The 24098-nt window shown below is 64.2% G+C and carries 21 protein-coding genes; 15 read left to right on the forward strand and 6 right to left on the reverse strand.

What is annotated here, in order from left to right:
• Positions 1 to 21 precede the first annotated feature (21 nt).
• The 4 genes from pimC to ACVWY3_RS26915 form a co-directional block, all read right to left on the reverse strand.
• Entirely contained in the window at positions 22 to 1212 is a 1191-nt protein-coding gene (pimC, locus tag ACVWY3_RS26900) for a pimeloyl-CoA dehydrogenase large subunit (protein WP_456841153.1), read from the reverse strand.
• 154 nt (positions 1213 to 1366) lie between these two features.
• The gene (locus ACVWY3_RS26905) at positions 1367 to 2554 is read right to left on the reverse strand and encodes an acetyl-CoA C-acyltransferase (protein ID WP_456841154.1); all 1188 of its coding nucleotides are present in this window, start codon (positions 2552 to 2554) and stop codon (positions 1367 to 1369) included.
• Complete coding sequence (pimA, locus tag ACVWY3_RS26910; RefSeq protein ID WP_456841155.1) at positions 2551 to 4233, reverse strand: dicarboxylate--CoA ligase PimA; 1683 nt, start codon at positions 4231 to 4233, stop codon at positions 2551 to 2553. Before pimA ends, ACVWY3_RS26905 begins: the two co-directional genes overlap by 4 nt.
• A gap of 113 nt (positions 4234 to 4346) precedes the next feature.
• On the reverse strand, positions 4347 to 6443 hold the full coding sequence (locus ACVWY3_RS26915; protein WP_456841156.1) for a 3-hydroxyacyl-CoA dehydrogenase NAD-binding domain-containing protein: 2097 nt from the start codon (positions 6441 to 6443) through the stop codon (positions 4347 to 4349).
• Between the two features lie 131 nt (positions 6444 to 6574).
• Here ACVWY3_RS26915 and ACVWY3_RS26920 point away from each other — a divergent pair, with 131 nt between their 5' ends.
• The 11 genes from ACVWY3_RS26920 to ACVWY3_RS26970 all read left to right on the forward strand — a co-directional run bounded on the left by ACVWY3_RS26920 (position 6575) and on the right by ACVWY3_RS26970 (position 18032).
• Entirely contained in the window at positions 6575 to 7441 is an 867-nt protein-coding gene (locus ACVWY3_RS26920; RefSeq protein ID WP_283087102.1) for an IclR family transcriptional regulator, read from the forward strand.
• Positions 7442 to 7507: 66 nt separating this feature from the next.
• Entirely contained in the window at positions 7508 to 8305 is a 798-nt protein-coding gene (locus tag ACVWY3_RS26925; protein WP_456841157.1) for an ABC transporter ATP-binding protein, read from the forward strand.
• Entirely contained in the window at positions 8302 to 9015 is a 714-nt protein-coding gene (locus tag ACVWY3_RS26930; RefSeq protein WP_097660017.1) for an ABC transporter ATP-binding protein, read from the forward strand. Before ACVWY3_RS26925 ends, ACVWY3_RS26930 begins: the two co-directional genes overlap by 4 nt.
• Positions 9016 to 9028: 13 nt before the next feature.
• A complete protein-coding gene (locus ACVWY3_RS26935; RefSeq protein ID WP_456841158.1) occupies positions 9029 to 9907 on the forward strand; it encodes a branched-chain amino acid ABC transporter permease in 879 nt (292 codons plus the stop codon).
• A 2-nt stretch (positions 9908 to 9909) separates the two neighbouring features.
• Positions 9910 to 10929 carry a branched-chain amino acid ABC transporter permease gene (locus ACVWY3_RS26940; RefSeq protein WP_456841159.1) on the forward strand — a complete coding sequence of 340 codons (1020 nt, stop codon included), beginning with the start codon at positions 9910 to 9912 and terminating at the stop codon, positions 10927 to 10929.
• A 31-nt stretch (positions 10930 to 10960) separates the two neighbouring features.
• The gene (locus ACVWY3_RS26945; protein WP_456841160.1) at positions 10961 to 12196 is read left to right on the forward strand and encodes an ABC transporter substrate-binding protein; all 1236 of its coding nucleotides are present in this window, start codon (positions 10961 to 10963) and stop codon (positions 12194 to 12196) included.
• Positions 12197 to 12333: 137 nt separating this feature from the next.
• Positions 12334 to 13560, forward strand: a complete 1227-nt coding sequence (locus tag ACVWY3_RS26950; protein WP_456841161.1) for an ABC transporter substrate-binding protein — start codon at positions 12334 to 12336, stop codon at positions 13558 to 13560.
• Between the two features lie 11 nt (positions 13561 to 13571).
• The gene (locus ACVWY3_RS26955; RefSeq protein ID WP_456841162.1) at positions 13572 to 13727 is read left to right on the forward strand and encodes a hypothetical protein; all 156 of its coding nucleotides are present in this window, start codon (positions 13572 to 13574) and stop codon (positions 13725 to 13727) included.
• An 83-nt stretch (positions 13728 to 13810) separates the two neighbouring features.
• Positions 13811 to 15040 (forward strand): ABC transporter substrate-binding protein, encoded by a 1230-nt coding sequence (locus tag ACVWY3_RS26960; RefSeq protein ID WP_456841163.1) that lies wholly within the window; start codon positions 13811 to 13813, stop codon positions 15038 to 15040.
• A 179-nt stretch (positions 15041 to 15219) separates the two neighbouring features.
• On the forward strand, positions 15220 to 16449 hold the full coding sequence (locus tag ACVWY3_RS26965) for an ABC transporter substrate-binding protein (protein ID WP_456841164.1): 1230 nt from the start codon (positions 15220 to 15222) through the stop codon (positions 16447 to 16449).
• 299 nt (positions 16450 to 16748) lie between these two features.
• A complete protein-coding gene (locus tag ACVWY3_RS26970; RefSeq protein ID WP_456841165.1) occupies positions 16749 to 18032 on the forward strand; it encodes a glycerate kinase type-2 family protein in 1284 nt (427 codons plus the stop codon).
• Between the two features lie 105 nt (positions 18033 to 18137).
• Here ACVWY3_RS26970 and ACVWY3_RS26975 read toward each other — a convergent pair whose 3' ends face one another.
• Positions 18138 to 18659, reverse strand: coding sequence for a MarR family winged helix-turn-helix transcriptional regulator (locus ACVWY3_RS26975; RefSeq protein WP_456841166.1), 522 nt, complete (start codon positions 18657 to 18659; stop codon positions 18138 to 18140).
• A gap of 177 nt (positions 18660 to 18836) precedes the next feature.
• Between ACVWY3_RS26975 and ACVWY3_RS26980 the strand changes: the two genes are divergently transcribed.
• The 3 genes from ACVWY3_RS26980 to ACVWY3_RS26990 are packed head-to-tail and all read left to right on the forward strand — an operon-like array spanning position 18837 to position 22380.
• Positions 18837 to 19877, forward strand: coding sequence for a branched-chain amino acid ABC transporter permease (locus ACVWY3_RS26980; RefSeq protein WP_456841167.1), 1041 nt, complete (start codon positions 18837 to 18839; stop codon positions 19875 to 19877).
• Between the two features lie 5 nt (positions 19878 to 19882).
• Complete coding sequence (locus ACVWY3_RS26985; protein ID WP_456841168.1) at positions 19883 to 21652, forward strand: branched-chain amino acid ABC transporter ATP-binding protein/permease; 1770 nt, start codon at positions 19883 to 19885, stop codon at positions 21650 to 21652.
• A complete protein-coding gene (locus tag ACVWY3_RS26990) occupies positions 21649 to 22380 on the forward strand; it encodes an ABC transporter ATP-binding protein (protein WP_456841169.1) in 732 nt (243 codons plus the stop codon). The genes ACVWY3_RS26985 and ACVWY3_RS26990 overlap by 4 nt, the downstream gene beginning before the upstream one ends.
• Before the next feature lie 54 nt (positions 22381 to 22434).
• Here ACVWY3_RS26990 and ACVWY3_RS26995 read toward each other — a convergent pair whose 3' ends face one another.
• Positions 22435 to 23070, reverse strand: a complete 636-nt coding sequence (locus tag ACVWY3_RS26995; protein WP_456841170.1) for a pyridoxamine 5'-phosphate oxidase family protein — start codon at positions 23068 to 23070, stop codon at positions 22435 to 22437.
• A gap of 122 nt (positions 23071 to 23192) precedes the next feature.
• On the opposite strand from ACVWY3_RS26995, the gene ACVWY3_RS27000 reads away from it, so the two are divergent.
• Positions 23193 to 24077: a LysR family transcriptional regulator gene (locus ACVWY3_RS27000; protein WP_456843470.1), complete on the forward strand. Its 885-nt coding sequence runs from the start codon at positions 23193 to 23195 to the stop codon at positions 24075 to 24077.
• The last annotated feature ends 21 nt before the right edge of the window (positions 24078 to 24098 follow it).

Consider the following 24098-nt stretch of genomic DNA (forward strand, 5'->3'; position numbering starts at 1 on the left):
GACGACACCGTCATTGTTGACTCAGAGCCCCAGCACCGCCTTGGCGATGATGTTGCGCTGGATCTCGTTGGAGCCGCCGTAGATCGAGACCTTGCGGTTGTTGAAGTAGCTCGGCGCGATCTGGGCGGTCCAATCCATGGCCTCGTTGGAGCCGTCGTCGCCGTGCACGTCGTAGGGCGCGGCGAACGGGCCGATCACCTCCATGAGCAGCTCGGTGGTGGTCTGCTGGATTTCGGAGCCCTTGATCTTCAGCACCGAAGAGGCCGGATTGGGCTTGCCCTTGCCGTGCTTGCCCTCGTCGGCGACGACGCGGAGCTGGGTCAGCTCGAGCGCCTTCAGCTCGATCTCGCAGGCAGCTAACTTCTCGCGGAAGGCAGCGTCCTGGATGATCGGCTTGCCGGCGGATTCGACCTTGCCGGCGAGATCGCGGATACGGCGCAGCCGCTCCTTGGAGACGCCGACGCGGGCGATGCCGGTGCGCTCATTGCCGAGCAGGAACTTTGCGTAGTCCCAGCCCTTGTTCTCCTCGCCGATCAGATTCTCGATCGGGACTTCGACGTCGTCGAAGAAGACCTCGTTGACCTCGTGGCCGCCGTCGATGGTCTGGATCGGACGCACAGTGACGCCCTTCGACTTCATCGAGAACACGATGAAGGAGATGCCCATCTGCTTCTTGGCATTGTTGTCGGTGCGGCAGAGGCAGAAGATCATGTCGGCGTACTGGGCGAGCGTGGTCCAGGTCTTCTGGCCGTTGATGATCCACTTGTCGCCACGGCGCTCGGCCTTCGTCTTCAGCGAGGCGAGGTCGGAGCCGGAGCCGGGCTCCGAAAAACCCTGGCACCACCAATCGTCGACATTGGCGATGCGCGGCAGGTACTTCTTCTTCTGCTCCTCGTTGCCGAAGGTGTAGATGACCGGGCCAACCATGCTGACGCCGAAGGCGAGCGGCTGCGGCGCCGGATAGGACTGCAGCTCCTCGTTAAAGATGTAGTGCTGCACGGAGGTCCACCCCGTGCCGCCATATTGCTTGGGCCAGTGGCTGACGCCCCAGCCCTTCTTGTTGAGGATGCGCCACCACGTCACCATCTCGTCCTTGGTGAGGTGGCGGCCCTCGACCAGCTTGCGCCGCGTATCCGGCGGCACGTTGTCGCGGAAGAACTGCCGCACCTCCTCGCGAAACGCCTGCTCTTCTTTCGTGAATGCGAGATCCATCGGATCCTCCTGTGAGCTTTTATTCCCGCCGTCATTCCGGGGCGCGCGAAGCGCGAACTATGATGCGCAATTGCGCATCAGAGAATCTAGAAGTTTGTGGCTCGAGGTTCCGGGTTCATTCGCTGATGCGAATGCCCCGGAACGACGGGGCCGGTTACTGCAACACTTCGAACAAGCCGGCCGCGCCCATGCCGCCGCCGACGCACATGGTGACGACCGCATACTTGGCCTTACGGCGGCGGCCTTCGATCAAAGCGTGGCCGGTGAGGCGTGCGCCGGACATGCCGTAGGGATGGCCGACCGAGATCGCGCCGCCGTTGACGTTGATCTTGTCGGGGTCGATGCCGAGCTTGTCGCGGCAATAGAGCACCTGCACCGCGAAGGCTTCGTTGAGCTCCCACAGGCCGATGTCGTCGACGGTGAGGCCGTGGCGCTTCAAGAGGCGCGGCACGGCGAAGACCGGGCCGATGCCCATCTCGTCCGGCTCGCAGCCGGCGGAGACGAAGCCGCGGAAGATGCCGAGCGGGTTGAGGCCGCGCTTTGAGGCTTCCTTGTCGCTCATGATCACCGAGGCGCTGGCGCCGTCGGAGAGCTGGCTGGCATTGCCGGCGGTGATGGTGAAGCCGTCGCCGCGCACCGGCTTCAGGCCGGCTAGGCCTTCGATGGTGGTCTCAGGCCGCGGGCCCTCGTCCTGCGACAGCGTCACCTCTTTCATCGACACCGCGCCGGTCGCCTTGTCGGTGACGGCCATCTGCGTCGTGATCGGCGCGAGCTCATCCTTGAACTTGCCGCCCTGCTGGGCGGCGGCGGTGCGGCGCTGGCTCTCCAGCGAATATTCGTCCTGCTTCTCGCGCGAGATGCCGTAGCGCTTGGCCACGACTTCCGCGGTGTCGATCATCGGCATGTAGACCTCGCCCTTGATCTTGAGCAGCGCCGGATCCTGGGCATGGAAGCCGTTCATCTTGTCGTTCTGCACGAGGCTGATCGACTCGCCGCCGCCGCCGACCGCGATCTCGACGCCGTCGAAGATCACCGAGCGCGCGGCGAGCGCGATCGCCTGCAGGCCCGAAGCGCATTGCCGGTCGATGGTGGTGCCGGCGACGGTCACGGGAAGGCCGGCGCGGAGCAGCGCCTTGCGCGCGATGTTGCCGCCGGTCGCGCCCTGCTGGAGGGCTGCGCCCATCACGACGTCCTCGACCTCCTTCGGATCGACCTTGGCGCGCGCGACGGCTTCGCCGATGGCGTGGCCGAGCAGGGTTGCGCCCTCGGTGGCGTTGAGCATGCCGCGATAGGCCTTGCCGATCGGGGTGCGGGCGGTGGAAACGATGACGGCGTCGGTCAAGAACGACCTCCTGATGCAAGTGGGGTGGATTGTGGTGGTTTCTGCTGCTGGCGCAATTCGTGGCGCGACAATTTTCCGACCGGCGTGCGCGGCAGATCGGCGACGAACTCGACTGCCGCCGGCATTTCGTGCTTGCCGAGCTTGCCGGCGAGCTGCGCGCGCAGCTCGTCGAGCGTGAACGGCTTGGCGTCCGGCCTGAGCTTGATGAAGGCCTTTGCGGCCTCACCCCGGTACTGGTCGGGAATGCCGAGCACGATCACCTCGTGCACGCCCGGAATGGTGTAGATCGCCTGCTCGATCATCTGCGGGTAGACGTTGAAGCCGCCGGAGATGATCATGTCCTTCTTGCGGTCGACAAGGAAGAAATAGCCGTCGGTGTCGACATAGCCGATGTCGCCGGTGAGGAAGCGGCCGTCGATGAAGGCCTCCGCGGATCCCGCCGGCTTGTTCCAGTAGCCCTTGGTGACGTTCGGGCCCTTGATGCGGATCTCGCCGACTTCGCCGGGCGGCAGCACGCGTCTGGGATCGTCGAGCGCGACGACGTCGAGCTCGATGCCGGGCAGCATCAGGCCGATCGAGCCCGGCTTGTCCGGGCCGGTGGGCGGATGGCCGGTGCCGGGCGAGCAGGTCTCGGTCATACCCCAGCCGCTGCGCAGCTTCTTGCCGACCTTGCGCTCGAAGAAGTTGGCGACCTCCACCGGCAGCGGCGCGCCGCCGGAGCCGATGGCGGCGAGCGAGGAGAAGTCGCGCTTGTCGAGATCAGGGAGCGCGGCGATCGCGATCCACATCGTCGGCACGCCCGGAAAGTAAGTCGCGCGCTTGACCTCGATGTCGCGCATCACGGCTTCGACGTCGAAGCGCTGATGCAGCGAGATCAGATTGCCGCGGCTGAGCGCGGAGAGCAGCACGACCGTGAGCGCATAGATGTGGAACAGCGGCAGCACGCAGATCACGCGCTCGATCACATCGCCGCGCGCTGCACGGTTCGGCTTGCCCCAGACGTCGTAGATCGACACCGCCGAGGTGAGATTGCCGTGCGTCAACATGGCGCCCTTTGGCAGGCCGGTGGTGCCGCCGGTATATTGCAGCAGCGCGACATCGTCGGCGGTGACTTGCGGCCATTGCGCAGGCACGGTGGCGCCCTCGACAAAAGTCTCGAAGGTGACGATGCGGGGATCCGCAGGGATCGCCGCCTGCGGCGTGCCGACCTTGCCCCAATCGTCGTCCTCGCAGACGACGAGGCGCTCGATCAGGCCCTTCTCCAAGAATTTCAGCGCGGTCGGCAGCAGCGCCTGAAGATTCGAGGTGACGAGCACGCGCGAGCCTGAATCGGAGATCTTGTGTGTCAGCGCGATCTCGCCATCGAGCGGCGACAGATGCGCGACGCGGGCGCCGGCCTTCAGCGCGCCGAAGAAATTGGCGGGGTGATCGGGCGTGTTGCCGAGGAACAGCGCGACGGAGCTGTTCTTGCCGATGCCTTCGCGCAGGAACGCCGCCGCCGCGCGCTCGGCCATGGCTGCGAGCTCGGTATAGGTGATGGGGCGATCGCGGAATTCGAGCGCGGTGCGCGGACCGTAGTCGGCGGCGGCTTTCGACAGCAGGTCAGGCAACGAGCCCTGGGCGATGGTGTCGTCCCAGTGCACGCCCTCGGGGTAAAACTGTTCGCCGGGATGGGTCATGGAGTCCTTAAGCCACAGAGACCGTCATTCCGGGGCGGCTCGAAGAGCCGAACCCGGAATCTCGAGCTTCCGGGTTCGCCCTGCGGGCGGGCGCCCGGGAACGACGCCAACCATCACGCCGCCTTCGATGCCGCGGCCAGCGACGCGAACGTCTTGCCTTCCGCGGCGAGCTTCTTCAGCAAGGGCGCGGGCTCGAGGCTGGGGTCGTTGGTCTCCTTGGCATAGAACGACAGGCGATCGGCGATGTGCTTGAGGCCGACGCTGTCGGCCCAGTACATCGGGCCGCCGCGATAGATCGGCCAGCCGTAACCGTAGAGCCAGACCACGTCGATGTCGGAGGGACGCGCGGCGATGCCCTCTTCGAGGATCTTCGCGCCCTCGTTGATCATCGGGTACATCATGCGCTCGAGGATCTCCTCATCGCTGACGACGCGCTTCTTGCGGCCGAGGCGCAGCAGCGTCTCGTCGATCAGCTTCTCGACCTCGGGGTCGGGCAGCGGCGCGCGGGAGCCGGCTTCGTACTTGTAATAGCCCTTGCCGGTCTTTTGGCCGAAGCGGCCGGCTTCGCACAGCGCGTCCGCGATCTCCGACTTGATGCCGCGATCCTTCCGCGAGCGCCAACCGATGTCGAGGCCGGCGAGGTCGCTCATCGCGAACGGCCCCATCGGCATGCCGAACTTTGTCACCACGGCATCGACCTGCTGCGGCAGCGCGCCTTCGAACAGCAGCTTTTCCGACTGCTTGCCGCGCTGGGCCAGCATGCGGTTGCCCACGAAGCCGTCGCAGACGCCGACCACGACCGGCACTTTTGCAATCTTGCGCGCGATGGCGACGGCCGTCACCAGTGCATCCGGCGCGGTCTTGTCGGCACGGACGATCTCGCAGAGCTTCATGACGTTGGCCGGCGAGAAGAAGTGCATGCCCAAGACGTCCTGCGGACGCTTGGTCGACTTCGCGATCTCGTCGATGTTGAGATACGAGGTGTTGGAGGCGAGCACCGCGCCAGGCTTGGCGAACTGATCGAGCTTGCCGAACACTTCCTTCTTCACTGCCATAGTCTCGAACACGGCCTCGATGACGAGGTCGGCATCGCCGACATTCTCGATGCCGACGACGCCGTTGATCAGCGCCATGCGCTTGGCGGGCGCATCGGCCGGGATGCCGCCGCGCGCGGCGGTCGCTTCCCAGTTCTTCTGCATGATGCCCATGCCGCGCTTGAGCTGCTCCTCGCCGGTCTCGATCAGCGTGACGGGCACGCCGGCATTGGCAAAGGACATCGCGATGCCGCCGCCCATGGTGCCGGCGCCGAGAATGGCGACACGGTTAACGGGCCGCGGCTTGGTGCCTTCCGGAACGCCCGCGATCTTGTTGGCCTCGCGCTCGGCGAAGAAGGCGTAACGCTGCGCCTTGGACTGGTCGCTGGCAACGAGCTTCAGAAAGCCCTCGCGCTCCTTCTTCAGACCTTCGTCGAACGGCAGGTCGATGGCATAGCCGACCGCGTCGGCCGCCGCGAACGGCGCTTCCAAACCGCGCGACTTCTTGGTCATGGCGGCGACCGCGTTGGTGAAGATCGAGCGGTCGGCCTTGGCGGCCGCGATCTTGGAATCGTCGTCGCGCAGGCGGCGCAGCGGACGCTTCTCGGCGATCAGCTTGCGGACGAAGGCTTCGCCGCCGGCGGCCGGACCTTCGATGATCTCCTCGATCAACCCGTGCTTCAGCGCTTCCGCCGCGCCGATCGGATCGCCGCCAACAATCATCTTGACCGCGAGCTCGGGCCCGACCGCGCGTGGCAGGCGCTGGGTGCCACCGGCGCCGGGCAACAGGCCGAGCTTCACCTCGGGCAGGCCGAGCTTGGCTTCCTTCACCGCAACGCGGAAATGACAGGCGAGCGCGACCTCGAGGCCCCCGCCGAGCGCGGTGCCGTGGATCGCGGCAACGACGGGCTTCGGCGAATTCTCGATCTCGGCGAGCACGTCGTTGAGCGCCGGCGGCTTCGGCGGCTTGCCGAATTCGGTGATGTCGGCACCGGCAATGAAGGTGCGGCCGGCGCAGGTCAGCACGATGCCCTTGATGGCGGGATCGGCGACCGCGGCCTTGATGCACTCCAAGATGCCGCCGCGGACTGCCGCGCTCAGCGCATTGACCGGAGGACTGTCGACCGTGACGATGCCGACTTCGTCATGACGCTCAAGCTTGACCACTTCGCTCACGGTGTCCCTCCTTGGTGGGGATTTACTTTTGTTTAGATTTCGCGGTGCGGAATTTAATTCCGCATCTTGACGGCAGGGTTATTTTGAAGCACGTGGCTTGTCAACGACTCCGCGCAAGAAGCAGATCAGGGATGAAGCGTACAGCAAAGAAGACTGCGACCGATCGGAATTTCGTCGTCGCGCTTTCCCGCGGACTGGATGTATTGCGCGCATTCCAACCCAATGACGGCCTGCTCGGCAATCAGGAGATTGCGGCCCGCACCAACCTGCCGAAGCCGACGGTTTCGCGCCTGACCTACACGTTGACGAAGCTCGGTTATCTGACGCCGGTTCCACGCTTCGAGAAGTACCAGCTTGCGCCCGCCGCGATGTCGCTCGGCTACGCCGCGCTCGCCAATCTCGGCGTTCGGCATTTGTCCGAGCCGTTCCGCGAGGAAGTGATGCGCGCGACCGGCGGCGCCGTGGCCGTCGGCGGCCGCGATCGTCACAGCATGATCTATTTCGGGCAGAGCCGCGGCAGCGAGACGGTCGGCGTTCAACTTGACGTCGGCTCCCGCGTGCCGATTGCAACCAGCGCGATGGGCCGCGCCTATTTCTGGGCGCTCGACGACGAGGATCGCGCCGAATTGTCCCGCATGCTGCGCGAACATTACGGCAGCCGCTGGCCCAAAATGCGCGACGGATTGGAGCGCTCCGGCGAGACCGTCGCGAAATACGGCTTCGCGATTTCGGTCGGCGACTGGCACGACGACATCGGCGCCGCCGGCGTCGCACTCAGGCTCAACGACGGAACCGGACCTTACGCATTCAATTGCGGTGCGCCCGCATTCCGTTTCACGGAAGAGCGTTTGATCAACGACATTGGACCGCGTCTGCTTGCGATGGTAAGGAACATCGAAGCGGCACTCGGGGGATTGATGCCGCAATCCAAAAAAGAAATCAGCAAAAAGCTGAAATCAGGAGGAAAAGTTGCGCGTGTGGCCGAGGGGATCAGATAGCCTTTGTCATCATCGGGAGCGGTTCGTATCGCCCCGTCGCCCACTGAACGAAGTGGGCGAGACGAGATGACGCAGGCACAGCTCGCGCGGGGAACATCGCCCCTGCTCGCGGTTCGCGACGTCAGCGTCGTGTTCGGCGGCATCGTTGCGCTCAACGGCGTGTCGTTCGACATGCACAAGGGCCAGATCCTCGGCTTGATCGGCCCCAACGGCGCCGGCAAGACCACGCTCTTCAACTGTCTCTCGCGGCTCTATCAGCCCTCGTCCGGCGACATCCTGATGGAAGGCGTCAGCATCCTGTCGCGGCCGCCGCACCGCATCGCCGAGATCGGCATCGGCCGCACCTTCCAGAACGTGGCGCTGTTTCCGAACCTCTCGGTGATGGACAACGTCCGCGTCGGCGCCCATTCGAAGACCTCCAGCGACATCATCAGCGACTCCTTGAGGCTCGCCTGGGTCCGGCGCAGCGAGGGTGACGTCAACAAGAAAGTGCACGAGATTCTCGCTTATCTCGACCTCGAGGACGTCGCCCACACCACCGTCTCGGGCTTGCCGTTCGGCACGCAGAAGCGTGTCGAGCTGGCGCGCGCACTGGCGGCCGATCCGAAGATCCTGCTGCTCGACGAACCCGCCGGCGGCCTCAACCACGAGGAAGTCTATGTGCTCGGTGACCTCATCCGCCGCATCCGCGACGACCGCCACATGACCGTGCTGCTGGTCGAGCACCACATGGGCCTCGTGATGTCGATCGCCGACCACGTCGTCGCGCTCAATTTCGGCAAGAAGCTCGCGGAAGGCACGCCCGCGCAGGTGCAGGCCGACCCCGACGTCATCAAGGCCTATCTCGGGAGCAAGGACCAATGACGACACTGCTCAACGTCAAAGACCTGCGCGCCTATTACGGCCAGGTCCAGGCGCTCCATGGCCTGTCGTTCTCGCTCAACGAGGGCTCGCTGACGACGCTGCTAGGAGCCAACGGCGCCGGCAAGACCACCACGCTGCGCGCGATCTGCAACATGGTGCGCTCCACCGGTGGCATCGAGTTCGACGGCAAGCCCCTCAACAACCGCTCCACCGAGAGCATCGTGCGGTTCGGCATCGCCCACGTGCCGCAGGGCCGCGGCACATTCACCAACATGACGGTGGAGGAGAACCTCCAGCTCGGGGCCATCACGCGCAAGGACAGCGCCGGCATCGTCTCCGACATCGAGCGCATGTATGCGCATTTCCCGGTGCTGAAGCAGCGCCACACCCAGCAGGCCGGCACGCTCTCCGGCGGCGAGCAGCAGATGCTCGCGGTCGCCCGCGCGCTGATGCTGCGGCCGCGCCTGATGCTGCTCGACGAGCCGTCCTTCGGCCTTGCGCCCCTCGTCGTGCGCGACCTGTTCGGCATCCTCGGCAAGATCAACCGCGAGGACAAGGTGTCGATCCTGGTGGTCGAGCAGAACGCCCAGCTCGCGCTCGAGCTCGCCGACCAGGCCTATGTGATCGAGACCGGACGGATCGTGATGTCGGGCAACGCCAAGGACATCGCGAACAACGAAGAAATCCGCAAATCCTATCTGGGTTACTGAGGGAGCCGGGACAATGGAGCTGTTCACCAACCAAGTCCTGGCTGGGATTGCCACCGGCGCGATCTACGCCTGCATGGCGCTGGCCGTGGTCATGATCTACCAGGCCATCGACCACCTCAACTTCGCGCAAGGCGAGATGGCGATGTTCTCGACCTTCATCTCCTGGCAGCTGATGCAGTGGGGCGTGCCGTACTGGGGAGCGTTCATCATCACGCTCGCGTTCTCCTTCATCGGCGGCATCGCGATCGAGCGGATCCTGTTCAAGCCGCTGGCCAAGGCGCCGGTGCTGACCAACGTCGCCGGCTTCATCGCGCTGTTCGCGATCATCAACTCCTCGGCCGGCCTGATCTGGGACTTCACCATCAAGCAGTACCCGACCCCGTTTGGCTCCTCGCCGTTCCTGGGCAGCCAGCTGATCTCGACCCACCAGGCCGGCATGATCGGCGTCACCGTGCTGCTGCTGCTCGGCCTCTACTTCTTCTTCCAGTACACCAGGATCGGCCTTGCCATGCGCGCGGCCGCCTCGGTGCCTGAATCGGCCCGCCTCGTCGGCATCAACACCAGCTGGATGATCGCGCTCGGCTGGGGCATGGCCTCGGCGATCGGCTCGATCGCCGGCATGCTGATCGCCCCGGTCGTGTTCCTCGAACCCAACATGATGGGCGGGGTCTTGATCTACGGCTTTGCCGCCGCCGTGCTCGGCGGCCTCACCAGCCCGTTCGGCGCCGTTGTCGGCGGCTTCCTGGTCGGCATCTTCGAGAACCTCGCCGGCACCTACATTCCCGGCGTCGGCAACGAGCTGAAACTCCCGATCGCGCTCGCGCTGATCATCTCCGTCCTGGTCGTCAAACCCGCCGGCCTGTTCGGCCGGCACATCGTCAAGCGAGTTTGATCATGAGCGCTGCAGAAGAAGTCGTTGCAGAAGGCCACCAGGCGGTCGAGGCCGTCCCGAAGCGGGCCATGACCTTGGGCACCGGCACCTCGCTGGTGGTGCTCGCCGCGCTGCTGATCGCGCCCGTCTTCGTCAAGAACTTCATCATCTTCCAGATGACGATGCTCCTGATCTACGGGCTCGCGGTCCTGGCGCTGAACATCCTGACCGGCGGCAGCGGCCAGTTCTCGCTGGGACAGAGCGCATTCTACGCCGTCGGCGCCTACACGACCGCGGTGCTGATGGAGCACTTCAACGTCAATTACGCGCTGACCTTGCCGATCGCCGGCGTGGTCTGTTTCGGCTTCGGCTTCCTGTTCGGCCAGCCGGCGCTGCGGCTAAGCGGCGTCTATCTCGCGCTCGCGACCTTCGCGCTCGCGACCGCGATGCCGCAGCTGCTCAAGCTGAATTTCCTCGAGCACTGGACCGGCGGCGTGCAGGGCCTCGTCGTCACCAAGCCCGATGCGCCGTTCGGCCTGCCGATGTCGCAGGACATGTGGCTGTACTACTTCACGCTCGTCGTCACGATCGCGATCTACATCTTCTCGGTGAACCTCTTACGATCCCGCTCGGGCCGCGCCTTCATGGCGATCCGCGACAACGAGATCGCAGCTTCCGCGATGGGCGTCGACGTCGCGCTTTACAAGACGCTGGCCTTCGGCGTATCCGCCGCCATCACCGGCGTCGCCGGCTCGCTCGGCGCCATCGCGGTGCAGTTCGTCGCGCCCGACAGCTACACCATCACGCTCGCGATCTCGCTGTTCCTCGGCATGGTCGTCGGCGGCGTGGGCTGGCTGCCCGGCTCGATCGTCGGCGCCGCCTTCATCATCTTCGTGCCGAACATCGCGGAGGGCATCTCCAAGGGCCTTTCCGGCGCGGTGTTCGGCGTGCTCCTGTTCCTGGTCATCTACCTCGTGCCGCACGGCGCAAGGCAGGTCGCGATCCTCGGCCAGCAGCTCGCCGGCAAGCTCAGGAAGAACTGAAGACTCGTTCGTTAAACCAAGGAGACCCGAATTGCTTTTTGAAAGAACACTGCGAGCCGCCGCGCTGGTCACGGCAACGGCGGCCTTTACTTTCACCTCCGGCGCGGCACTCGCGCAAAAGAAATACGACACCGGCGCTTCCGATACCGAGATCAAGATCGGCAACATCATGCCGTATAGCGGGCCGGCGTCGGCCTACGGCATCATCGGCAAGACCGAAGAAGCCTATTTCAAGATGATCAACGACAAGGGCGGCATCAACGGCCGCAAGGTCAATTTCGTCACCTATGACGACGCCTATTCACCGCCGAAGGCGGTCGAGCAGGTCCGTAAGCTGGTCGAGAGCGACGAGGTGCTGGCCGTGTTCAACCCGCTCGGCACGCCCTCCAACACCGCGATCCAGAAATACCTCAACGCCAAGAAGATCCCGCAGCTGTTCGTCGCCACCGGCGCCACCAAGTGGAACGATCCGAAGAACTTCCCCTGGACCATGGGCTGGCAGCCCTCCTACCAGAGCGAAGCGCAGATCTACGCGAAGTGGCTGATGAAGGAGAAGCCGAACGCCAAGATCGCGATCCTCTACCAGAACGACGATTTCGGCAAAGACTACCTCAAGGGCACCAAGGACGGCCTCGGCGGCAAGGCCTCGTCCATGATCATCCTGGAAGAGAGCTATGAGGTGTCCGAGCCGTCGATCGACGGCCACATCGTCAAGATCAAGGCCGCCAATCCCGACGTGCTGCTGATCTATGCGACGCCGAAATTCGCCGCGCAGACCATCAAGAAGACCGCCGAGCTCAGCTGGAAGCCGCTCCAGATCCTCACCAACGTGTCGATCTCGGTCGGCAGCGTGATGAAGCCGGCCGGCTTCGAGGCCTCGCAGGACGTGCTGTCGGCGGCCTATGCCAAGGATTCCACGGATCCGCAGTGGAACAACGACCCCGGCATGAAGAAATGGAACGAGTTCGTCGACAAGTACATGCCCGGCGCCGACAAGACCGATACCGGCATGGTCTACGGCTATGGTGCGGCCTCGACGCTGGCCAAGGTCCTGGAGATGTGCGGTGACGATCTCACCCGCGCCAATCTGATGAAGCAGGCCGCGAGCCTGAAGGACTTTGCGCCGGACACCCTGCTGCCCGGCGTCAAGATCAACACCAGCGCCACCGACTTCGCCCCAATCTCGCAGCTCCAGATGCAGCGCTTCAAGGGCGAGAAATGGGAACTCTTCGGCGAGATCATCAGCGGCGACGTCGCCTCCGAGTGACAAGCTGACGCAAAGCGCACTTTTCCGGATCATGCTTTCGTCCGAGACAAAGCCCCCGCGAGCGATCGCGGGGGCTTTTTGTTGACGACGCGTGCCAATCTTGTTCAATGCGCCGATCCGAGCCGGGTAGGAGACCGATGACCGCCGTTCGTTTTCAGGTTGCGTCCCGTTGGGTCGCGCTCGCGTTGTGCACTGCGGTGACTGGCCCGGTGCTGGCGCAAAAGAAATACGACAGCGGCGCTTCCGATACCGAGATCAGAATCGGCAACATCATGCCGTATAGCGGGCCGGCCTCCGCCTATGCCGCGATCGGCAAGGCCGAGGAAGCCTATTTCAACAAGGTTAATGCCGAGGGTGGCATCAACGGGCGCAAGATCAAGTTCATCTCCTATGACGACGCCTATTCGCCGCCGAAGACGGTGGAGCAGGCGCGCAAGCTAGTCGAGGGCGACAACGTGCTGCTGATCTTCGGCTCGCTCGGCACCTCCACCAACAGCGCGATCCGCAAATACATGAACGAGAAAAAGGTGCCGCAATTGTTCGTGGCGAGCGGCGCCTCGAAGTGGAACGATCCGCAGCAATATCCGTGGACCATGGGCTGGCAGCCGAGCTACGCCAGCGAGGCGCGCATCTACGCCAAGTACATCATGAAGGAGAAGCCGGACGCGAAGATCGGCGTGCTCTATCAGAACGACGATTTCGGCAAGGACTATCTGAAGGGCTTGAAAGATGGCCTCGGCGCCAAGGCGTCGATGATCGTGATGGAGGATGGCTACGAGACCTCGGAGCCAGCGATCGACGAGCACATCGTGAAGCTGAAGGCCGCGGGCGCCGACGTCTTCATCAGCATCACCACGCCGAAATTTGCAGCCCAAGCGATCAAGAAGGCCGCGGAGATCAACTGGCACCCGGTCCACATCATCTCCAACGTCTCGGCCTCGGTCGGCGGCGTGCTCGAGCCGGCCGGCATTGAGATCTCGCAAGGCGTCCTGTCGGCGACCTACACCAAGGACGGCTCCGACCCGCGATGGAACGCCGATGACGGGATGAAGAAATTCTATCACTTCGTCGCGCAGTACGACCCCAAGGCCAACAAGCTCGACGCCGGCGTGGTGTTCGGCTACGCCGCGGCGCAGACCATGGTGAAGGTGCTTCAGATGTGTGGCGACGACCTCACCCGCGAGAACGTCATGAAGCAGGCGGCGAGCTTGAAGGATTTCGAGCCCGACACGCTGCTGCCGGGCATCAAGATCAACACCGCGCCGGACAATTTCGCCCCGATCGAGCAACTCCAGATGATGCGCTTCAAGGGCCGGAAATGGGAGCTGTTCGGCGATATCATCTCGAGCGAGATGAGCCACTGAGCGTCGCAGCGATGCAATTGAAGATAGCTGTTTCTTCACAGAGCAACTCCAACGGTGAGTTGGTCGCGCAAAAAATCTCACACGCCGGAATATTGACCTTCGCCTACGAAGAGATCGCCGCGCCCGCGGCCGGTGCGGGCGTTCTTCTTGCTGATGGCCGCGGATAGGTATTGAATACGCGACGGAGCGACCAGCAACGATCGCTCCCAACAAGAACAATCGACACAATCAACCATCTAGGGAGAGCAAGATGCCTGCAATGCATGTGCGATTGGGGGCCGTCTCGGCTGCCCTCGTGCTGGCTGCCGCCCTTTCCACGGCAGCGTCTGCGCAGAAGAAATACGACACCGGCGCGTCCGACACCGAAATCAAGATCGGCAACATCATGCCCTATAGCGGTCCGGCGTCCGCCTACGGCGTGATCGGCAAGACCGAAGAGGCCTATTTCCGCAAGATCAACGCAGAAGGCGGCATCAACGGCCGGAAGATCAACTTCATCACTTACGACGACGCCTATTCCCCGCCGAAGACCGTGGAGCAAGCGCGCAAGCTGGTTGAGAGCGAGGAGGTGCTGCTGATCTTCAACTCGCTTGGCACGCCGCCGAACTCGGCGATCCAGAAATACATGAACCAGAAGAAGGTACCGCAGTTGTTCGTCGCCACCGGCGCCACGAAGTGGAACGATCCGCAGAACTTCCCGTGGACGATGGGCTGGCAGCCCAACTACCAGAGCGAGACGCAGATCTATGCGAAATACATCCTCAAGGAGATGCCGAATGCCAAGATCGCCGTCCTGTTCCAGAACGACGATTACGGCAAGGACTATCTGAAGGGGCTGAAGGATGGGCTCGGCGCCAAGGCAGCGTCAATGATCGTGATGGAGGAAAGCTATGAGGTTTCGGAGCCCACAATCGACTCGCACATCGTCAAGCTGAAATCGACGGGAGCCGACGTCTTCGTCAACATCACGACGCCGAAATTCGCCGCCCAGGCCATCAAGAAGAACGCGGAGGTAGGCTGGAAGCCTGTGCATTTCCTCAACAACGTGTCGATTTCAATCGGCAGCGTCATGAAGCCGGCAGGAGTCGAGAACGGGCAGGGCATCATTTCGTCCGCGTATCTGAAGGATCCGACGGACCCGCAATGGAAAGACGATGCCGGAATGAAGGCTTGGAACGAGTTTCTCGACAAGTACTACCCAGATGCAAACCGGACAGATAACTCCGTAGTCTATGGCTATACCGTCGCCCAGACGCTGGTCCACGTACTGAAGCAGTGTGGGGACAATCTGACCCGCGAGAATATTATGAGGCAGGCGGCGGGCATCAAGGATCTTGAACTCGGAATGATGCTGCCAGGCATCAGGGTCAACACGTCGACGACCGATTTCGCGCCTCTCTCGCAGCTGCAATTGATGCGCTTCAAGGGCGAGACCTGGGAACGATTCGGCGACGTCATCAGCGGCGACGTGGGCGGCTGATCTTAACCATTGCTGAAGAGGTGACCCAATCGACTAAAGACGCAGCCCCTGCGGCCTTGTCGCGGGGGCTTTTCCTTGAAGCTTTCGGGCAAATCGTATTGAATTACGGCCGCGTCACCAAAAAACAAGCAAGACAAGAAAAGGAAGCGCACACACACCAAGAAAATAGGGAGATAGGAATGCCCGCTGTCACCGGCAAACTTGCGGCCGCGTCACTGGCGCTCGCGCTCATTGCGGCCTCGACCTCCACCGCATCGGCCCAGAAGAAATACGATACCGGCGCGACCGACACCGAGATCAAGATCGGCAACATCATGCCCTACAGCGGACCGGCCTCCGCCTACGGCATCATCGGGCGGACCGAGGCCGCCTATTTCAAGAAGGTCAACGACGAGGGCGGCATCAACGGCCGCAAGATCAATTTCATCTCGTACGACGACGCCTATTCGCCGCCGAAGACGGTGGAGCAGGCACGCAAGCTGGTCGAGAGCGACGAGGTGCTGTTCATCTTCAACTCGCTCGGCACGCCGCCGAACTCGGCGATCCAGAAATACATGAACTCGAAGAAGGTGCCGCAACTGTTCGTCGCCACCGGCGCCACCAAGTGGAACGATCCGCAGAACTTCCCGTGGACCATGGGCTGGCAGCCCAACTACCAGAGCGAGACGCAGATCTACGCGAAGTGGCTTTTGAAGAACAAGCCGGACGCCAAGATCGCCGTGCTCTACCAGAACGACGATTACGGCAAGGACTATCTCAAGGGCCTGAAGGACGGGCTCGGGTCAAAAGCCGCCTCGATGATCGTGATGGAGGAGAGCTATGAGACCTCCGAGCCGACCATCGACAACCACATCGTCAAGCTGAAATCGACCGGCGCCGACGTCTTCATGAACATCACGACGCCGAAATTCGCGGCGCAGGCGATCAAGAAGAACGCCGAGATCGGCTGGAAGCCGCTGCACTTCCTCAACAACGTCTCGGCCTCCGTCGGCAGCGTGATGAAGCCCGCCGGCTTCGAAAACGGCCAGGACATCATCTCGGCCGACTATTTGAAGGACGTGTCGGATCCGGAATGGAAGGACGACCCTGGCATGAAGGAGTTCCTTGCCTTCATGACCAAATACTTCCCGGAAGGCGACAAGCTCGACAAGGGCACCATCGTCGGCTACGCCGTGGCGCAGACGCTGGTCCAGGTGCTGAAGCAGTGCGGTGACAATCTCACCCGCGAGAACATCATGAAGCAGGCGGCCAGCCTCAAGGACTTCCGCACCGAGGCCCTGCTGCCGGGCATCTATATCAACACCGGCCCGAACGACTTCGCGCCGATCAGCCAGCTCCGTCTCGAAAGGTTCAAGGGCGAGCGCTGGGAGCTGTTCGGCGACGTGATCAGCGCCGACGTCGGCGGCTAAACTAAAGCGCGATGAGATTGGGACGAGTCGTCATCGGGCTTTAGATCGTTGTTTGAGCATGATCTCTTCGGAAAACCGCTGCGCACTTTTCCGGATCATGCTTTAGCAACCCGCGGCCGAGGCGACAGCAAGCCCCTTGCGAGATGATCGCAAGGGGCTCTTGGTTGCGCGCCGATTATGATCACGCGATTGCACAATCGAATGATGGCAAAGCCTGCTTACGCTTTGGCGCCCGATGCGCTAGGCAGGGGATCGGCGACCTCGCCACCATTGCTCCCGTCCGCTTAGGGCTTTTCGTCATGACCGATCGACGTCCCCTGCTCCGCGCGCTCTACGACGCTGCCGTTGCCGCCGCCCATCCGAGCACGATCCTGGCGCCGCATCTGCGCCCGCTGCCGAAAGGCCGCGTGATCTGCCTTGCTGCCGGCAAGGGCGCCGGCGCGATGGCCGCCGCGGCGGAGCGGCATTATCTCGACACGCTGGGGCTCGCGCCGGAGCGCCTCGTCGGCATCGCCACCACGCGGCACGGCTATGGCGTGCCGACGCGCCGCATCCGCGTGGTCGAGGCCGGCCATCCCGTTCCTGACGAGGCGGGCCTCAAGGGCGCGGCCGACACGCTCGCGCTCGCGGGCGAGGCCGGCCCCGATGACCTGCTGCTGGTGCTGCTCACCGGCGGCGGCTCGGCGAACTGGATCGCGCCGGTGGACGGCATCAGCTTTGCGCAGAAGCAGGCGGTCAACAAGGCGCTCTTGCGCTCGGGCGCACCGATCGGCGAGATGAACACGGTGCGCAAGCATCTCTCGCGGATCAAGGGCGGCAGGCTCGCGCGCGCCGGCAAGAATGCCGCCGAGATCGTCACGCTCGCGATCTCCGACGTGCCGCATGACGAACCTTCAGCGATCGCCTCCGGCCCGACCGTGCCCGATCCGACCACGCTCCCCGACGCGCGCGCGATCGTGGCGAAATATAAGCTCGCCATCGATGACGCCGTGCGCCGCGCGCTCGACGATCCCGCCAATGAGAGCTGCAAGCCGGGCGATGCCGCCTTCGCGCGCGCAACGTTCGAGCTGATCGCGCGGCCCAAGCAATCGCTCGACGCGGCGGTGAAGCTTGCGAGGGACGCAGGCTACGAGACCATCGATCTCGGCGCCGATCTCGAAGGCGAAGCCCGCGAGGTCGCGGCCAATCACGCAAAACTAGCGCTTGCGGCCCGCGCGCAGGGCAAGCGCGTCGCGATCCTCTCCGGCGGCGAGCTCACGGTCACCGTGCGCGGCCAGGGGCGCGGCGGCCCCAACCAGGAATACGCGCTGGCGCTCGCCGAGCTGCTCAAGGACACGCCGAACATTTCGGCGCTTGCCGGCGACACCGACGGCGCCGACGGCGGCGCCGGCCACCCGACCGATCCCGCCGGCGCGCTGATCGATGCGGCGACGTTCACCAAGATGAAGGCGCTGGGGCTGCAGCCGCAGGCCTATCTCGACAACAACGATGCGACGACGTTCTTCGAGGCGACGGGAGATCTGCTGCAGCCCGGCCCGACGCTGACCAACGTGAACGATATTCGGGTGGTCCTGGTGGATTGAGATTGCGCTCCTTCCACGGTCATTCCGGGGCACGCGCAAGCGTGAACCCGGAATCTCGAGATTCCGGGTTCGATGCTGCGCATCGCCCCGGAATGACGAAATCACTCAAAACTCGTTCGCGATCTTCGCGAGCATCCCGATCAGCGCCTCGCGGTTGGTCTGGCCGAGCAGATCGTTCAGCCGCGCCTCGTGCTTGGTGGCGACGAGCTTTTTCGCCCGCGTCAGCACGGCCTTGCCCTTGTCGGTCAGGACCAGGATGTGCGAGCGGCGGTCGTTGGTGGAGCGGATCCGCGCGCAGAGGTCGCGGCTCTCCAGATTGTCGAGCATGGCCACGAAATTCGGGCGGAGGATGCCGAGGGTGGAGGCGATCTCGGTCTGGTTACGGCCGGGGTTCTTCTCCACCAGCAGCAGTACCGAGAACTGCGCCGGCGTCAGCTGCAGCGAGGCCATGCAGCGCAAGAAGTTCTCGAACACCTTGAGCTGCGCCCGCTTCAGGACATAGCCCAGCTGCTCGGAGAGCTCGCCGAGCTGGAGGGCCTCGGCCTGCGGTTCGGCCGCATCCTTGCGGCCCTTGGCCGCGTCGGCGGCCTTTTCGGAAGACTTTTCAACGGTTTTGGAAACGGTCATCGCCTCGTGCTCGTAATCCCGCTAAATTCGGGACGGGTCGCTTCCCACCCTTGAGATTATATTTGATAATTGTTATGGACCATATCAAATATCGTCAGCGTTTTTCAATGGCTGTGAGCGGACCGTCCACCGCAATTGCGGAGACCGGCCCGGATTTTTGAGGGGGAGCGTCCGGTCTTGAATACCACCATCATGCTGTTCCTGGTGCAGGACGGCATCACCAATGGCGCGATCTACGCGCTGCTCGGTCTCGCGCTGGTGCTGGTGTTCGCCGTCACCCGCGTCATCCTGATTCCGCAGGGCGAGTTCGTCACCTATGGCGCGCTGACCTATGCCTCCTTGGCTGCCGGCCAGATGCCGGGCACGGCCAAGCTCGCGCTGGCGCTGGGCATCGGCGCCTTCGCGTTCGACCTGTTCGTGGCGCGCAAGGCGCTGCACGGGCGCCTCATTGTGCGCAGCCTCCTCACCAACGTCGTGCTGCCGGCCATCGTGCTGGCGCTGACCGTTTACTTCGCCGCCCAGAAGCCGCCGGTCGCGGTCTGCATCGCGCTGGCACTGGTGATCGTGGCGATGATCGGCGTCTATCTCTACCGCATCGCGTTCCAGCCGCTGGCGCACACCTCCGTGCTGGTGCTGCTGATCGCATCAGTGGGCGTCCATCTCGCGCTGCAGGGCCTCGGCCTGTTGTTCTTCGGCGCCGAAGGCCAGCGCGGACCCGCGGTGCTGTCCGGCGCCTTCACCGCCGGCGCGCTGCGCTTCACCGGTCAGAGCATCACCGTCTATGCCATCACCATCGCCTTCATCGTCGGTCTCTGGCTGTTCTTCGGCCTGACGCTGTACGGCAAGGCGCTGCGCGCGACCGCCGTGAACCGCTTGGGGGCGCGGCTTGCCGGCATCCGCACCACGCTGTCGGGGCAGATCGCCTTCCTGCTGGCGTCCGTGATCGGCGCGCTGTCCGGCATCATGATCGTGCCGATCACGACGCTCTACTACGACTCGGGCTTCCTGATCGGCCTGAAGGGCTTTGTCGCCGCGATCATCGGCGGGCTCGTCAGCTATCCCCTCACCGCCGTCGCGGCGCTGGTCGTCGGCATCGTCGAGGCGTTCTCGTCCTTCTATGCCTCCAACTACAAGGAAGTGATCGTTTTCATGCTGCTGATCCCCGTGCTGCTGCTGCGCTCGCTCGCCGCGCCAGCGGTCGAGGAAGAGAAGGATTGACGGGCATGCAGAGCCGGCTTCCCATTCTCGTCTTTGCACTGATCATGGCGGCGATCCCGTTTGTCCCGGGCATGCCGCCGTTCTGGATCGTGCTGCTCGACAATATCGGCCTTGCCGCCCTGGTCGCGATGGGGCTCGTGCTGCTGACCGGCGTCGGCGGCCTCACCTCGTTCGGTCAGGCCGCCTTCGTCGGCTTCGGCGCCTACACCACGGCGGTGCTGACGACGACCTATGGCCTGTCGCCGTGGCTGACGCTGCCGCTGTCGCTCGTGGTCAGCGGATCGCTGGCGGTGCTGCTCGGGCTGATCACCGTCCGCCTCTCCGGCCACTATCTGCCGCTCGGCACGCTCGCCTGGGGGCTCGGCCTGTTCTACCTCTTCAGCAAGCTCGAGTTTTTGGGCCGCAACGACGGCATCTCGGCGATCCCGCCGCTGTCGGTCGGCGCCTTCAAGATGCTCTCGCCCGGCTCGATCTATTACGCGATCTGGGTCGCCGTGATCGTCTCGGCGCTGCTGACGATGAACCTGCTGGACTCCCGCACCGGCCGCGCCATCCGCGCGCTGCGGCGCGGCCATGTCGCGGCGGAAGCCTTCGGCGTGCACACGCCGCGCGCCAAGCTCCTGGTGTTCATTCATGCCGCGGTGCTCGCCGGCCTTTCGGGATGGCTCTACGCCCATCTCCAGCGCGCGGTGAACCCGACGCCGTTCGGCGCGCAGGCCGGCATCGAATATCTCTTCATCGCAGTGGTCGGCGGCGCCGGCTATGTCTGGGGCGGCGTACTGGGCGCTGCGATCGTCGTGGTGCTGAAGGAGGTGCTGCAAAGCTACCTGCCGCTGCTCCTGCCGGGCTCCGGGCAGGTCGAGACCATCGTGTTCGGCATCATGCTGGTGGCGCTGCTGCAGCTCGCGCCCGGCGGCGTCTGGCCCTGGCTGGTGTCATTCCTGCCCGAACGCGCAGGTGGCAAGAAGCCTGATACCTCGCTGAAGCTGGAGCACCGCCCGCGCTCGTCCGGCGAGTCCAGCATCCTGCTTCAGGTCGAGAAAGCGCGAAAACAGTTCGGCGGCGTGGTTGCGGTCAACAACGTCTCCTTCGACGTCCAGGCCCGCGAGATCGTCGCGCTGATCGGCCCGAACGGCGCCGGCAAGAGCACGACCTTCAACCTGATCACCGGCGTTCTCTCCGCCACCTCGGGCTCGATCTCGGTGCTCGGCAGAAAGGTCGACAAGGCGCCGCCGCAGGAGATCGTCAAGCTCGGCATCAGCAGGACCTTCCAGCATGTGAAGCTGGTGCCTGACATGACCGTGCTGGAGAACGTCGCGATCGGCGCGCATCTGCGCGGCCATTCCGGACCTGTTTCCTCGATGCTGCGGCTCGACCGCGCCGACGAGGCGAAGCTGCTCGCCGAAGCCGCCCGCCAGATCGAGCGCGTCGGACTTGCCGACCAGATGCATCAGCTCGCAGGCAGCCTGTCGCTCGGCCAGCAGCGCATCGTCGAGATCGCGCGTGCGCTCTGCGTCGATCCGATGCTGCTGCTGCTCGACGAGCCGGCCGCAGGCCTTCGTCACATGGAGAAGCAGCGGCTCGCGGCGCTCTTGCGCGAGCTGCGCGACGGCGGCATGAGCGTGCTTCTGGTCGAGCACGACATGGGCTTTGTGATGAACCTCGCTGACCGCATCGTGGTGCTCGATTTCGGCACCAAGATCGCGGAGGGCACGCCCGCGACGATCAAGACCAATCCCGAAGTGATCAAGGCCTATCTCGGAGTGGCGGCATGAGCGCCCTGTTGTCCGTCACCGACGCGCATGTGTCTTACGGCAAGGTCGAGGCCGTGCGCTCGGTCTCGCTCGAGGTCGGGGCCAACCAGATCGTCACCATCGTCGGCGCCAACGGCGCCGGCAAGACCACGCTGCTCTCGGCCATCATGGGCATTTTGCCGCTGAAGGGCCGCGTCGCCTTTGCAGGGCAGGATCTCGCCCGGCTCGACATCGAGGACCGCGTCGCGATGGGGCTTGGCCTCGTGCCGGAGCACCGCGAATTGTTCGTGACCATGAATGTCGAGGACAATCTCGAGCTCGGCGCGTTCCGGATCGAGAAGAGCAGGGCAAAGACCTCGATCGAGCGGATCTACACGCTGTTTCCGCGCCTGAAGGAGCGCCGCAAGCAGCTCGCCGGCACCTTGTCGGGTGGCGAGCAACAGATGCTGGCGATGGGGCGTGCGCTGATGGGCGAACCAAAGCTCCTGATGCTGGACGAGCCGAGCCTCGGGCTTGCCCCAATCATCGTCGCGGACATCTTCCGCATCGTCACCGAGCTGCGCGCTGCCGGCGTGTCGGTGCTGCTGGTCGAGCAGAACGCGCAGGCCGCCCTGAAGATCGCCGACCACGCCTATGTCATGGAGCTCGGCGAGTTCGTGCTCAGCGGCAAGGCCAGCGACATCGCCGCGAACGAGCGGGTGGCGGCGAGCTATCTCGGCTTCCAGCACGAAGGCGCGAGTGTGTTGTAACTTTCTTACCCTCCCCTGGAGGGGTACTCCCGGGGAGGGTAAGCGAGCGGCGGCTTACGTAGTAACCTCCGTCGTCCCCTTCTCCCCCTTCAACGCCGCCACTTCCGCCTCCAGCTCCGCGATCCGCTGGTCCCTCGATGCCAGCGCCGCCGCCACGTCCGGCGCGTCGAACTTCTGCGGGATGTGCTGCGGGCAATTGGTGTCCCAGGCTGCGATCTTGAACAGGATCACCTGCTCCGGCCGGGCCCGATAGCCTTTCGGCATCAGCGCGGCCGTCAACGCCTCGTCGTCCTCGACCACGCGCGCCTCGCCCCAGATCTTCACACGGCGGCGATGGGCATAGTCCATGACGAAGATGCAGGCCTTGGAATTCTCCGAGAGGTTTCCCTGGGTGATGTATTGCCGGTTGCCGGCATAGTCCGCGAAGGCGAGCGTCTGCTTGTCCAGCACCTTGAGAAAGCCCTTCGGACCGCCGCGGTGCTGGATGTAGGGCTGGCCGTCTGCCGCGGCCGTCGCAAAGTAGAAGCTGTTGGCGTCAGCCAGAAACGCCGCGAGGTTTTCGTCGACCTCGGTGCGCCATCCCCGCTGCTCGGCATGGGCATAGCCCTCGCGCGATCCCTTTCGGGTCTGGATCGACTTCACGGCTGGCGAGAAGGCGACGTCGCTGGCATAGGTGCGTACGGCAGTCATCGGAACATCTCCTGAAATTCCGGCGCATTCTCTGCGTCTTCGGCACCTAACGTGGATCTTCCGGGAGTTAAAACAATCTGTCCGCTTGACACTTCATCATTGCGATATATGCAATGATGGCCATGGACCGCCTGGAAGCCATGCACGTCTTCGTCACCGTCGCCGATTTGCGCGGTTTTGCGCCGGCGGCGCGAAAGCTGCGCCTGTCACCTTCGGCGGTGACACGGATGATCGCGGCGCTGGAGGAGCATCTGGGCGCCCGGCTGCTGCAGCGGACCACGCGGCAGGTGCGGCTGACCGACGTCGGTACGCGCTATCTGGAGCGCGCGCGCCGCATCCTCGCCGATGTCGAGGAGGCCGACGGCTCGGCGCGGGAGGAGCGCAACCGGCCGAGCGGGCGGCTGGTGGTGTCGGCGCCGGTCGGCTTCGGCCGGCTGCATGTTGGGCCGGTCATGACCGAATATCTGAAACGCTATCCCGAGGTCGCTTGCGAGCTCAGGCTGTCTGATAACCTCGTTAATCTCGTCGAGGATGCGGTGGACGCCGCGGTGCGCATCGGCCATCTCGCCGATTCCTCACTGGTTGCGCGCCAGGTCGGCGAGATGCGGCGCATCGTGGTGGCCGCACCGGGCTATCTCAAGCGCCATGGCGAGCCGAAGACGCCGGAGGCGCTGCCCGACCATCAGACCATCCAGTTCGGCCCGTCAGCTAGCTGGCGCTTCGTCCAAGACGGCCGCGAGATCGAGGTGACGCCGTCGCCGCGCTTCACCAGCAACAGCGCCGACGCAGCTCTGCAATATGCCGAAGCCGGCGGCGGCGTGACGCGCGTGCTCGCCTATCAGGCCGCAGACGGCCTGAAGCGCGGGCGGCTGAAAATCCTGCTGGCGAGATACGAGCAGCCCCCGATGCCGATCCACATCGTCTATCCGACCTCGCGCCTGCTCTCGGCCAAGGTGCGCGCGTTCATCGATCTTGTGGCGGAGACGGCGCAGTGGCGGTTTGGGTGAGGACCGTCATTCCGGAGCGGT

The organism is Bradyrhizobium sp. USDA 4486 (genome assembly GCF_054057995.1).

Coding starts and splice junctions, on each gene's coding strand:
- ACVWY3_RS26955 (WP_456841162.1), top strand. CDS start 13,572: ATGCAATTGAAGATAGCTGTTTCTTCACAGAGCAACTCCAACGGTGAG.
- ACVWY3_RS26925 (WP_456841157.1), top strand. CDS start 7,508: ATGACGCAGGCACAGCTCGCGCGGGGAACATCGCCCCTGCTCGCGGTT.
- pimC (WP_456841153.1), bottom strand. CDS start 1,212: ATGGATCTCGCATTCACGAAAGAAGAGCAGGCGTTTCGCGAGGAGGTG.
- ACVWY3_RS26950 (WP_456841161.1), top strand. CDS start 12,334: ATGACCGCCGTTCGTTTTCAGGTTGCGTCCCGTTGGGTCGCGCTCGCG.
- pimA (WP_456841155.1), bottom strand. CDS start 4,233: ATGACCCATCCCGGCGAACAGTTTTACCCCGAGGGCGTGCACTGGGAC.
- ACVWY3_RS26985 (WP_456841168.1), top strand. CDS start 19,883: ATGCAGAGCCGGCTTCCCATTCTCGTCTTTGCACTGATCATGGCGGCG.
- ACVWY3_RS26990 (WP_456841169.1), top strand. CDS start 21,649: ATGAGCGCCCTGTTGTCCGTCACCGACGCGCATGTGTCTTACGGCAAG.
- ACVWY3_RS26975 (WP_456841166.1), bottom strand. CDS start 18,659: ATGACCGTTTCCAAAACCGTTGAAAAGTCTTCCGAAAAGGCCGCCGAC.
- ACVWY3_RS26970 (WP_456841165.1), top strand. CDS start 16,749: ATGACCGATCGACGTCCCCTGCTCCGCGCGCTCTACGACGCTGCCGTT.
- ACVWY3_RS26995 (WP_456841170.1), bottom strand. CDS start 23,070: ATGACTGCCGTACGCACCTATGCCAGCGACGTCGCCTTCTCGCCAGCC.
- ACVWY3_RS26965 (WP_456841164.1), top strand. CDS start 15,220: ATGCCCGCTGTCACCGGCAAACTTGCGGCCGCGTCACTGGCGCTCGCG.
- ACVWY3_RS27000 (WP_456843470.1), top strand. CDS start 23,193: ATGGACCGCCTGGAAGCCATGCACGTCTTCGTCACCGTCGCCGATTTG.
- ACVWY3_RS26930 (WP_097660017.1), top strand. CDS start 8,302: ATGACGACACTGCTCAACGTCAAAGACCTGCGCGCCTATTACGGCCAG.
- ACVWY3_RS26935 (WP_456841158.1), top strand. CDS start 9,029: ATGGAGCTGTTCACCAACCAAGTCCTGGCTGGGATTGCCACCGGCGCG.
- ACVWY3_RS26940 (WP_456841159.1), top strand. CDS start 9,910: ATGAGCGCTGCAGAAGAAGTCGTTGCAGAAGGCCACCAGGCGGTCGAG.
- ACVWY3_RS26960 (WP_456841163.1), top strand. CDS start 13,811: ATGCCTGCAATGCATGTGCGATTGGGGGCCGTCTCGGCTGCCCTCGTG.
- ACVWY3_RS26920 (WP_283087102.1), top strand. CDS start 6,575: ATGAAGCGTACAGCAAAGAAGACTGCGACCGATCGGAATTTCGTCGTC.